The following is an 11,967-nucleotide window of genomic DNA, read 5'->3' on the forward strand; positions in this document are numbered from 1 at the left end:
TATCTGATTGATCTCGATGCGATTCCACCAGCACTAGAGGAAACGTTAAATTTAGGCTTTTGAGTAAATTTGTTGCAAAACTTTACATCATGATAAATTTTGCGCGTATCTTGTCTTTACCCCATATTGACCATTTATCAGAAAAAAGTTCAGGTGATGGTCATTGGTTCGTTGACAATCGCGGTAGTAATGCCTATCAGGAATTAGATGCACTTTGTAGCTTTGGCACTCCCTACCAGGATATTGGGGCATTACAACAGAGTTATATTACTACGACTGGCGATCGCGATATAAGTGTTGATAGCGAAAATTTCCAAGATTTCGTTGATGAACAAGTTCAAGCTGAAATTATCCAGTGCGCTGGAAGACTCAGAGCCAACCGCAGACCAGACTCAGAACTAACCTTCTACGTGGTCAGTGACAAAGACTTGTCTTATTTGATGGAATATTACGCCGGTTGCACACTGGTACAATCACTTGCATTCGATATTACACCACTTGCGGGTACAGCCAAGCAACAAACACGTTGGGGAATACTGCAAGGATTTAAACAATTGGTAGCAGCTGGGGCAGAAATTAAACAGGGGGCGATTGCATCGATTGCGGGAATAAGTCAGAGTTTAGTGAGCAAAACTGCATCAGAATTTGGGGGATGGAAAACCCTGAAAAAAATATTACTAGCCCTATATAGCTCCTTATATAGGAGTAGTAATAATTTTTCAGATGTGCTGACTGAGGATGAAAGGTGGTTTATTGACGAATATTTCCCATTACTTAAAGAAGATTACCCAGATAACCCCGAAGCCCTGGTAAAAGAGGTGGTGAAAATCGCTATAGCAATCGGGTGTCAATCATTCCAGCGAATTCTGAATGGTGTACGTGTAGATATTAAAGCTTGGATAATTGATTCGCTCATATCAATCTTACCCCCGGAAATTTTAGATTTAGTCAGGCGTGAGCATCCATTGACCACCTAAAAATTCCCTTTCTAACAAGAGCAGCGAAGTGATCCAAGAGATTGCTATGATTTTCATGCCTTGAAAAAGAGACAATAACGTTATTGTCCAATGGCACACATACCTTGCACAGAAAAACTACTGTTTACATTACTCTGGGACATCTTTTGATACTAGAAGCAATGATTCAACCGGTTCATCTGTCAGCTGGCCGCTACTGTCACGGTTAAGTCTCCTAATATTTATACGTACCTCGGAGCCATCTGAAGCTTGCTCAATCAAAAATTCGGCATATTTGACAACTGCCTCTTGAGCTTGCTTTTGTGTTTTCCAGATTTGAGCTTCTTTAAGCATATTCGTGACCCCAATAAACTCTTGTCCGCTACCATCATCAAAATCCAGCCTTGCGGCATAGGCTTTTGCTGATGGAAATAACAGCAGGACGTAACCCAATTGTTTAATAGGCTTTACCCCAAATCCTTTAGCCATCTTGTCTTTCCAAAACTAACGCTAATAATTGTATAATTTTTTCTAATAATTTTAGATTTATGCCTGTGGCTGCGGCGGTGTTGATTGTTGATTTTTTCTCTTGCCCCTACTGATAGCAGCAGGTTTTGAGTGAGTTTCACTCGTATTTTGCTCACTAGCAGTATCTACAGGTTCAGACTGACTTTCAATCAAAACCTGCTCAGTAGTGGTAGTCTCGCCCTGGTTTTTCTTTTGGTGACGGCGAGTATTTTTCCTGATTTCACCCAACAAATATTTGATTCTGCTGCCGCTCAAGTTAATGCCTAGTCCTTTCAGCATCTCTGACACTTCATCGTAACTGTAGCCATACTTGTCAGATGTAAGTTTCTCAATGTATCGCCTCATTTTACGAACGGCTTCCCTGTCCGATACATCTTCTCGCTCTTTCGGCTTCTGCTCCTTCAGTAGATTGATGGCCTTATCAATCTTGCCCTTCGTAATTACTTCTGAATTCTGATCTTCACTCATGGTTACTTATGAATATCGATTAACTGATAATTATCGGCTATTTGAAAAAATCTGATTCAAAATCCTCAAAAAAATTGACTATTGTGGCTACGCCGAATTACCTCTTCGCATCACGGCTACGCCTTATATTTTTTAGTGTGGCAGCTTCGCTGGTCTGATTATTCAAGCTAATGCTAAACAATCTGACTATTACAGCTATGCTGAATCAGAGAATTTTACTTAAAACAGCTACGCTGAATTATTTTTTAGTATTACGGCTACGCCGGACTATCATATTGTGTGGCAGCTTCGCTGAATCAGAGAATTTTCATATAGCAGCTACGCCGTTTTTATCTCCTCTATGGTGGCTACGTCTAACCAGAATTTACCGACTACTTGATTTGATTCAAACTCCGGCTACGCCGTTGCTATCCTCCCCTGTAAGTTGTAGGATGGTCAGCAGCACGGCTACGCCGAAAGTACTCTCGTCTTCAGCCCCCTCCTGTGTCCTCCGTACACACGTAGCACTAGACACCTCGCTTACCCCCAAAATGGGCCTGAAGCCAGCCATGCCTCAAAGCTTACGCTTTGTCTCGCGGCGCTCGAACGGCAAAGCTGGTTTAGTGGGGTTTCACCCCCCTAAAAACCCCCCTTGCGTGATGTCCTTATTCCCCCTAAGTTATGGCGAATCGCAAGCAGTCTAAAGCTCTAGTCCGAAAGCATATATTCCCAGTGAGATTGAGCGATATCGAACTGGACTTGCTGCGAATAAAATCACTTGATGCGGGGATGTCAGCGAGTGAACTGATGAGACGTAATGCGTTGATGCGTCCACTACCAAAACGACTAAGTAAAATTAGCTTGCAAACATATTGGGAATTAGGGCAAATCGGCAACAACCTCAATCAGCTTGTCAAGGCAACCAACACAGCCCTAAAGATTGGGCGAACTTTACCTGTTGATCCAGAACTACTAAGAGAACTTTTAGAACTGCTGCATCAGTGTAGGCGAGACATTGCCTCTGATGATGTTGATGATGACGACTCGGAAGAAGACGAAGATGATTGGGAAGCAGACTAAGGGCAGAGGTTTTCGCAAGCTGTTGGATTATTTAGAATCCCGCGAAGATGCCAAACTAATCGGCGGCAACATGAGTGGGAGAAATGCCCGTGAATTGGCGCGTGAGTTTAAGCTGTCTCGACAACTAAATTCTGATGCAGACCGAGTTGTTTACCATGTCTCACTGTCAGCTGCTAAAGACGATAAATTAGATGATGAAAAGTGGAACGAAATCGGCTCACGCTACATGAAGGAAATGGGTTTTGATGCCAATCAGTTTGTCATCTTTCGCCACCATAACACCGACGACGACCACATCCACATTGCAGCCAGCCGGATCAGGATGGACACGGGGCTAGTAGTGCATGATTCCTGGGATTATATACGCTCTGAGAAAGTCCTGCGACAAATCGAGCAAGATTATGAGTTAATACAAGTCCAGGGCAGTAGAGAGAAACTGAATCGCACACCCAGTACAGGACAAATCAGGCGCATAAGGCGAGAACAAGAAGAATATGAACTAGGTAAACTTGAACGGCCACCAGAACGCACTATTAAAGAGGAACTTCAGCAGACAATTGATAGGGCCAGAGTTGATAATCCCCAAATGCCAACGCTGATCATGCGGTTGCAGCAAGCTGGCATTAGCGTAAGAACAGGTTTCACTAGAAATGGTAAGTCTAAAGGCATTTCTTATGAGAAAGATGGGCAAGCTTTTAGTGGTACACAGTTAGGTGCAGCTTATACCTTCCCCGGTTTGCAAAAACATCTTGGCGTTGACTACCAAACAGAACGTGATGATGAACCTATTAATGAATTGCTGCTCAAACCTGTTAAACCACTCCCAGTTGAGCAGTTAGAAAAACTCTTTCAAGAAATTGAACACAAACAACAGCAGCCTCAGTTCACCCCACCACCAGAGGATAAAGTTGTTTGGCAAGTATTGCACAAGTACTTAAGCGAGAAACGCTATATACCAGATTATATTGTGCAAGGATTACATAATAATCAGTTGCTTTACATGGATGAGCAACGAAATATTTTGTTTATCAAGCGTGATTTAGATGGTGAAAAAACTGGTGCATTAGTTTGGTCAAAGCCTAGAGAAAATCATCGCACTGTGGAGTACGACCAAAACACCTCTACACCTTATGGTTGGTTTTATCTGAGATTGGGAGGGCAACCAACGGACAAGGTAGAAAACGTCTTTTTGTGTTCTACACCAATTGATGCGATGTCAGCAGCCACTTACCTTCTTTCAAGTTGCAAAGGGCTACCACCAACTAAAACCATGTTGATAGTGGCTGATGACCCGAATAACCTACCTATGGAATTTCTCAAGAGTTTCAATAGGGTGGTCGTAGCATTCAATAATGATCAACAAGGGAATAAAACAGCTAGTGCAGTATTAGAATTGTTGCCAATTGGTAAAAGGCTCAAAACCCATAATCCTGATTGGAGTCAGGAATTAGAAGCTCATCTGTTGGAGGAGCAACAAAAGCAGAAACAGCAAGACCGTGGTTTTAGCCTGTGATCCGCGACGTGTAGACCGAACTCGTGACCGCTACGCTCGACTCATGCGGTCTTCGGGACGGGCAGAAAGATTACTGGTTGGGCTGACAACTGCACACCACTACCTTGGTGACTCGCTTAGATTTCTCTGGTTGAAAAAGTTGTCAATTTTTCCCAAACTTGGGAAAATCCAGTTTTTTTGGCTAGTCATGGCAGTTACAAAAGTTATGCCGATTGAAAATTTTAGAGCATAACTTCTATGACCGCGCTAGTGGAGTTTGGCTCCCGGCGTAGCCGCTTGCTAAAAGTGCGATGCCTGCGGTGTTCTCGTTGCCATCGCTGACCACTGCCACCAAACATTTTTTCGCTCCTCAATTTTTCACTCCGCGATCGCTAACTCCTAACTCCCCATTTTTACCAGTGGCACGACCGCACCCGCTCCGGCATCGCTGTACTAGTTTGACAATGCTGACTTTTATACAATGCTTGGTAGTCACCACTGAAAATAGCCGCATTTTGTATCAGATGTTGATACCGTAGTCACGCTCTCTATATAAATAGAGATTAACTATCATGACTACCAAATTCATCGTGACTACCAGACCATGACTACCAAAACCCCAAACCTCCAATCTATTTTTAGGCATTGGGTGTTGGGAATGAGGGGCGATGCCGAAGGCGGCTAGCTACGCACCTCACTACCGCCGCCACAATCCCCTACACCAATTTTCGGGTAATAAGCCAATACCATACACACCCCTAGAATCGCAAAATTAACCTCACTCGTGATTTAAGTGGGGCATTGGGTATCGGGAATGAAGGGAAGGGAGGACAGGGGATCGCTTATCTTTTTTCCTGTTAGATTTTTTTTTGAAAAATTTATTCACTGAGTGCATAAAGGAAAAAACCCATCGTAAAGAATAATTGTGAAGATCATCGCAGTTTTGTAAATGTGATTTTTTTTTGCAATTAGTAACCTAATTAAAGGAGAAAACTATGAAAGACTTACCACTTTTTACCGATATTACTGTTAGCGAACAAGAAACAATATCTGGGGGAGGCTGGTTTAAAAAATTAACTGGTATTAGTACACCTGAAGTTTTAACAGATTTAGATAAAACCGTTCGTGAAGAATACCCAGGGGGTTGGGTGGGAGTTGCTAAAGATGTTGGCACACTAATATTGGCATAGTGAGTGGTTTTCATCTAACCCTCCAGGAGACTCCCACCATAACTAAATCTAGACAGACAAAGACGTTCAGCCTTAGCGTACAATTTTCCCGTTTTGGCACGGTGACGCCCTTTACAACTCTGCTTAAATTACATGATATTTGAGGGATTAAATTATGAATCGTGTTGTCGGACTAATTACTGGTCTTCTTGCTATCACTGCTTCTCTATCTACAACTATTGAGGCTCAAGCGCAAGCAGTGAAGTCGTCAGGGGTTATTACCCATACCTATAGTGGAGTTGCTCGTTGTGGCGAACCACAGACGAACCTAGCTGAGGCAGACATAGCCGCCAAAGCCTATGTAAATCAACTTAGCACTACAGTTGGAAAGCCGGTAACTCTCTCAAGCTATTCCATCCTTATGGCACCCACGCGCTATTGGGAAGAACGTGATCGATTTGGATTCTCAAAAGGTAGAAAGTGCGAAACCACAATGAGAATAAATGTGGAATATCAAGTTTATTTTTGAGTTTAGACTAGTTCTCGGTGCGAAACTAAATTTCCAAAAAATAAGGATACGGATTTAAGATGTTTCCAGGAACTAAAACCTTGGTTTTTAGGCTTTATAGAATGAGCCTTCTGAGTTTCGCACCGGGAACTAGACTAAACTCCAGTAATTAACTTTTTAACATTTTGTTTAACCCCCTAATTTCCCACAAAACTTTTTTGCAAAAGGTCTATTGACTACAGGGCATGGCAGAAGGAATAGAAGAACTTTGCTCAGATTGAGCCACAAGAACAACATTACCCTTAGCATCGACAATCCATCCTTGAGCCTCCACAATCTGATCGCTAGATTTGGTCATAGTTGCAGTAGATAATTTATCCGTGACTGTGTGTGTTACTTGTGCGGGCAAATCTACCCAACCAGTAATTACTGCTCGTCCCCGCAACGGTTCATTAGGACTTTGGGGTAATCCACCGCGTCCGGTGGCGATAAAGCTACTGGCATTTTGTCCTCTTCTAGGAGTGCAACCTTGAGTAATTTGTTGGGATGCATCCACGAAGTTAGAGGGTAGTTGAATTAAGCCGCGACTGGGGTCAGTATCTGGACTGTTGATAGTTACTTCCCCACTCACTCCCAATTCTGAACTCGCTGTAATATCACTATTTTCGGTTGGGCTTTTTTGCGAGAGAATACCGAAAATACCGTTTGTTGTAATGTCAACTCTACCACCAATCCCTGTAAAGGCGTTAGCGCTGATATCACTATTCTCTTTGGGAACTGCAACGATAAATCTGGAGTTGATATTGATGTCACCGCCATTGCCACCTAATTTTTCTGTACCTGCATTGGTGGAGATTTGACTGTTGCGACGGAGTAAGAGTAAGTCGCTGTTGAGGTTGATATTACCTCCGTTACCAGATGCAGATTCGGCGTTGAGCTTGCCTTGGTTGTCTAAGGTAATTAGGTTTGAGTTGATTTCGATGTCGCCTGTGATTCCTGAACCAGTGGAACTGACAAATAAGCCACTGTTAGCACCGATATTTAGTACGTTGTCAGGAAAGTTAGTAACTCGGTCATCATAACTAAAGTCACTACTACTAATTATTACTTTATCAGTAGCATTGACAGTAATTTTACCTGCACGTCCATTGCTTGAGGTAGTCGTGGTAAGTTGTCCACCATTGAATGCTTCAAAAATATTTGCATTTACCGTAATATCGCCACCCCTTTGATCATTTCTAGTGCGTGCATCTAATAAAGCGCCGTTTGAGATGCGAAATATATTGGTGTTTACGGTGATATCGCCACCAATGCCAGTGGAAGTAGAATCAGTAAATGTGAATAAAGCACTAGAATTTCCGCTTTCTTGACTAGTTCCAGAAACAGTAACCACATCTTTTGCACCCACTGTCACATTCCCCGCATTCCCCACTCCTGAAGTTGAGGCAGAAAGTTGAGCGCCATCTCGTAATGAGAAGTCACCAGAATCGATAAAAATGTTACCCCCATTTCCAACAGTCCCCGTTTGCACATAGCTGAGAATCGCACTCTCGAAATCGTTTTTCTTCCCAGCAATATCAACAGCACCTGTTACCTTAATATTGACATTGCCTGCATCCCCCTGTCCTGCTGGTTGGTTAGCAGATGCACCACGAGTAATGGTTAGCAATTGAGCACCATCAGTGAGTGACAGTGTTGTAGCGTTGATGTTGATATTGCCTCCTTTACCTACACCTCCTGCTTCCACTGTACTGAAGATGCTAGTATTACTACCTGCAAGGTCAACAGCATTTTTTGCATTCACTGTCACGTTCCCTGCATTCCCCACTCCTGAAGTTAAGGCTTGAAGTTGAGCGCCGTCTCGTAATGAGAAGTCACCAGAATCGATGAAAATGTTACCCCCATTCCCAATAGTCCCCGTTTCCACATTGCTGCTAATCCCACTGGAAACATCGTTTTTCTTCCCAGCAATATCAACAGCACCTGTTACTTTAACATTGACATTGCCTGCATTCCCCCGTCTGGCTGGTTGGGTAGCAGATGCTCCACGAGTAATAGTTAGCAATTGAGCGCCATCAGTGAGTGACAGTGTTGTTGCATTGATATTGATATTGCCTCCTTTACCTACGCCTCCTGCTTCTACGATGCTGAAAATGTAAGCGTTATCTGCAAGGTCAACAGCATTTTTTGCACTCACTGTCACATTCCCTGCATTCCCCACTGCTGAAGTTGAGGCTTGAAGTTGAGCGCCGTCTCGTAATGAGAAGTCACCAGAATCGATGAAAATGTTACCCGCATTCCCAATAGTCCCCGTTTCCACATTGCTGCTAATCACACTGAAAAAATCGTTTTTCTCTCCAGAGATGTTAACAGTACCTGTTATTTTAATATTGACATTGCCTGCATTCCCCCGTCCGGCTGGTTGGGTAGCAGATGCTCCACGAGTAACGGTTAGCAATTGAGTGCCATCAGTGAGTGACAGTGTTGTAGCATTGATGTTGATATTACCTCCTTTACCTACACCTCCTGCTTCTATGGTGCTGAAGATGGCAGCGTTACCTGCAAGGTCAACAGCATTTTTTGCATTCACTGTTACATTTCCCGCATTCCCCACTCCTGAAGTTGAGGCAGAAAGTTGAGCGCTATCTCGTAATGAGAAGTCACCAGAATCGATGAAAATGTTACCCCCATTCCCAATAGTCCCCGTTTGCAAATTGCTGCCAATCCCACTCTCGAAATCGTTTTTCTTCCCAGCAATATCAACAGTACCTGTTACTTTAACATTGACATTGCCTGCATCCCCCCGTCCGGCTGGCTGGGTAGCAGATGCACTACGAGTGGAAGTTAGCAGTTGAGCGCCATCAGTGAGTGACAGTGTTGTAGCATTGATGTTGATATTGCCTCCTTTACCTACGCCTCCTGCTGACACGGTGCTGTAAATGTAAGCATATGCAAGGGAAATAGCATTTTTTGCACTCACTGTCACATTCCCTGCATTCCCCAGTCCATAAGTTGAGGTAGAAAGAAAAGCGCTATCTTGTAATGAGAAGTCACCAGAATCGATAGTAATGTTACCGCCATTGCCTTTTGAATCCTTACTCACAAAATTGCGAATCCTACTCCCAGAGTCAGCAACTTTGATGTCCCCCGTAGCATTAAGCGTAATATCCCCCGCAGTCGCCCCTGGTTGACCCAAACCAGAGGCGATACCAGCATTCAGCAGACTCCCTCCCAAAATATCTATGTTGCGGGCATTAATCGCAATATCACCGCCACCAGCAGCTTCTACATACACACGCGCTTGATTGGTAAGCGATATATCAGCACGAGTCACATTAAGAGGAAATTTCAAGCTGAGATTATCGCCATTAAAAAGAAGATTGACATTTCCAGGTGCTGCTAACCCCCCTAATTCAACTCTCCCACCATAAGCATTTAACTGGCTGCCATCCATGATGACATTACCACCCACTAGCAGCAAACTTTTACCATCTCCTACTCGTAAACCATAAGCATTAAAACCTGCTGGTGCAATTCCTGCTGGTGCAATTGACTTGTTTTCAATTCTGCCAGCCGGAAGTTGATTGAAGAACAATGCCGAAGGATTAACTGTTAGTAATGGGGAAGGACTCTGAGGATTAGTTGCACTAAATTCTAACCCATTACCAAACACAAATGAATTCGCCGTACTCCCTACAAACGAACCCGCCACATCCAGCCGTGCATTGTTCCCAAATAAAATGCCATTGGGATTGATAAAAAACAAATTTGCGCCACCATTCACCCCCAAAGTGCCGAGAATATTCGAGACGTTACTTCCCGTCACTCGTGTGAGAATATTGGAGATTCCCGTGGGATTGGCAAAATAAACACGCTGCAACTCTCCCACATTGAATTCACGAAAACTATGGAACAGGTTTGCACCGCGAATTGCTCCGCCATCAATCTCGTCAGCAACACTACCTTTAATATTGACATTGGGAGTGATTTTTGAAGAGCGATCGCCCAATGTTTCATCAGGGGTAATCTGGGCTAAAGCGTGATTTTCACAACAAAATATGACATGAGCAAGCACTCCAGTAATGCCAAAAACTCTTAATAAACCTGAGAGCCAATTCCTATTTCCACAGATTGCCATATCATAACCAGCCTCGCCTGCTCATTTCTTATCTGTGAATATACAATCAATTTATTGATAAATTTTTCTACAATAATTAATTTCAGCAGATATTTGAATTAGATGAGAGTAAAGTTTTTAAAACTTAAAATTAGGTAATAGACGGGAGCAATGCGATTTTGTGAGATCGGCTAAAAAAGGTGCGATGCCTACGGCGGGCTGCGCCTACGCTAATCATCTCTTACGTATTAACTAAATATTTAATACAATAATACTAGTAATGTTAACTAGGAGATACAACCTGTACCAAAAACGAGGTTTCTGTAGATTGTTGCGACTAGAAAAAAGGTAAAATTTCCTTTCAGGAATAGTTTTGAAATAGGAAGTATCTACCTTTATGGAAAAAAACATATCTGCGAATCTAAATTTTGCCGATTCATTATCAGATTTCCAAGAGGATGTTACAAAACTTTTAGATTTTAAAAATATCGAGGAATGGTCTGGAAGAATAGTTAAAGAAAGAGAAGAAAAAATTAGACAGGCTGCGTTAGTTTTAGCGGGTCAATGTATTGCCATATTATTGCATAAGCTTTCTCAATCGAATGGCACTAAGAAAAGCCCAAACGCTTGTGTATTAAGCAGTTTGCAACTGCTTTCGTAATTCGTGCCGAGGTTTGGTCATTAAGGGGTAAGCTTTCGGGCGGCGTTTACGGACTCGTGGTTCGTTTCTAGCAGGACGGTCAGGAACAGCCTTGTGAGCAATAATTTTGAGTAGAGTGCGATAAATTTTAAGACGTGTTGTTGAAGTTGTAGCTAATAATTTGGGAATAAAGTTAATTAAATGGTGGCGAGTACCTTGCAACGATAGGCGTAATGGAGGATCGCTCTTACTCCTTGACTCCTTAATCGCATAAATGCCTGTAATCATTACGGAGCATAGCTTAAAGCTTTTCTTAGTGCCATTCTACTCAAAGTCCTTGCTGTAAAACCTGTAAATAAAATTAATAAATACTCCAGTTTTTGTAGCGATACATACCCAAGATTTGCACTCTCCTGCCAATTTTACTTAAAAATGGCTGAACCCTATATAGAGTAAGAGTTTCCAGAGCATCTTGCAGGTTTTTACTTGTATCTCGGCTCAAGACCTAGTGGGCGAACTTGGAATGAGATTCTTGTTGAAGAACGGCAACAGCAGCAGCAAGAGATACTAGAGCAAAAGCAACGGGGACGAGGTTTCAGTCGGTAATCTCATGTTGAGCCGACGAACTCGTGACCGCTACGCTCTCGGAGTCGGTGGCTCTTACGGGCAGAGAGATTACTGGTTGGGCCGACTAGATCCTGCAAGCCCGCAAGAGCCACTCCGCTAACGCCGACTCCGAGCCACGAGTTCTTAAATCTTGGAAGGACGCTTTGATGAATGGGAGCGATCGCAGAAATTAGCTATGTCGTTTGCTGTATGGCGGAAGCAATAGTCAGTATTATAGTAAAGCAGCATAAGGGCAGGGCGAAAGCCCGTCGCTCCCGACTGAAGAAGAGTGAATCGTATACACAACCATGAATGTACAACTTGTTAATTCCCTCGTAGAAGTGGTACTAAACCTCTCCCCTGAAGAGCAAAAACTCTTTCAAGAAAAGCTTAGTAACAAGCATTTAACCTTACTAACTAGTAA

Annotated in this window: 10 protein-coding genes and 1 pseudogene; 7 read left to right on the plus strand and 4 right to left on the minus strand. The window is 43.0% G+C overall.

Features of this window, described 5'->3' with window-relative positions:
- The first annotated feature begins 89 nt into the window (after window positions 1–89).
- Window positions 90–977 (plus strand): hypothetical protein, encoded by an 888-nt coding sequence (locus tag LC605_RS26785; RefSeq protein ID WP_229550531.1) that lies wholly within the window; start codon window positions 90–92, stop codon window positions 975–977.
- A 129-nt stretch (window positions 978–1,106) separates the two neighbouring features.
- Here the strand turns inward: LC605_RS26785 and LC605_RS26790 are convergent, their stop codons facing one another.
- Window positions 1,107–1,445, minus strand: coding sequence for a hypothetical protein (locus LC605_RS26790; protein ID WP_229550532.1), 339 nt, complete (start codon window positions 1,443–1,445; stop codon window positions 1,107–1,109).
- A 57-nt stretch (window positions 1,446–1,502) separates the two neighbouring features.
- Window positions 1,503–1,952: a hypothetical protein gene (locus LC605_RS26795; RefSeq protein WP_229550533.1), complete on the minus strand. Its 450-nt coding sequence runs from the start codon at window positions 1,950–1,952 to the stop codon at window positions 1,503–1,505.
- Between the two features lie 660 nt (window positions 1,953–2,612).
- Between LC605_RS26795 and mobC the strand changes: the two genes are divergently transcribed.
- The 5 genes from mobC to LC605_RS26820 all read left to right on the plus strand — a co-directional run bounded on the left by mobC (window position 2,613) and on the right by LC605_RS26820 (window position 6,201).
- Window positions 2,613–3,011, plus strand: a complete 399-nt coding sequence (gene mobC / locus LC605_RS26800) for a plasmid mobilization relaxosome protein MobC (RefSeq protein ID WP_229550534.1) — start codon at window positions 2,613–2,615, stop codon at window positions 3,009–3,011.
- Window positions 2,992–4,524 carry a relaxase/mobilization nuclease domain-containing protein gene (locus LC605_RS26805; RefSeq protein WP_229550535.1) on the plus strand — a complete coding sequence of 511 codons (1,533 nt, stop codon included), beginning with the start codon at window positions 2,992–2,994 and terminating at the stop codon, window positions 4,522–4,524. Before mobC ends, LC605_RS26805 begins: the two co-directional genes overlap by 20 nt.
- 290 nt (window positions 4,525–4,814) lie before the next feature.
- Window positions 4,815–5,042: a hypothetical protein gene (locus LC605_RS26810; protein ID WP_229550536.1), complete on the plus strand. Its 228-nt coding sequence runs from the start codon at window positions 4,815–4,817 to the stop codon at window positions 5,040–5,042.
- A gap of 456 nt (window positions 5,043–5,498) precedes the next feature.
- The gene (locus LC605_RS26815; RefSeq protein ID WP_229550537.1) at window positions 5,499–5,693 is read left to right on the plus strand and encodes a hypothetical protein; all 195 of its coding nucleotides are present in this window, start codon (window positions 5,499–5,501) and stop codon (window positions 5,691–5,693) included.
- Window positions 5,694–5,847: 154 nt separating this feature from the next.
- Window positions 5,848–6,201 (plus strand): hypothetical protein, encoded by a 354-nt coding sequence (locus tag LC605_RS26820; RefSeq protein WP_229550538.1) that lies wholly within the window; start codon window positions 5,848–5,850, stop codon window positions 6,199–6,201.
- Between the two features lie 208 nt (window positions 6,202–6,409).
- On the opposite strand, the gene LC605_RS26825 is transcribed toward LC605_RS26820, so the two are convergent.
- On the minus strand, window positions 6,410–10,318 hold the full coding sequence (locus LC605_RS26825; RefSeq protein ID WP_229550539.1) for a filamentous hemagglutinin N-terminal domain-containing protein: 3,909 nt from the start codon (window positions 10,316–10,318) through the stop codon (window positions 6,410–6,412).
- A gap of 376 nt (window positions 10,319–10,694) precedes the next feature.
- Here LC605_RS26825 and LC605_RS26830 point away from each other — a divergent pair.
- A pseudogene (locus LC605_RS26830) lies at window positions 10,695–10,898 on the plus strand (ISLre2 family transposase); the annotation flags it as partial.
- Window positions 10,899–10,931: 33 nt separating this feature from the next.
- Here the strand turns inward: LC605_RS26830 and LC605_RS26835 are convergent.
- Window positions 10,932–11,225: a hypothetical protein gene (locus LC605_RS26835; RefSeq protein ID WP_229550540.1), complete on the minus strand. Its 294-nt coding sequence runs from the start codon at window positions 11,223–11,225 to the stop codon at window positions 10,932–10,934.
- Window positions 11,226–11,967 lie beyond the last annotated feature (742 nt).

It is taken from the genome of Nostoc sp. CHAB 5836, assembly GCF_020829445.1.
Lineage (GTDB): Bacteria > Cyanobacteriota > Cyanobacteriia > Cyanobacteriales > Nostocaceae > Nostoc.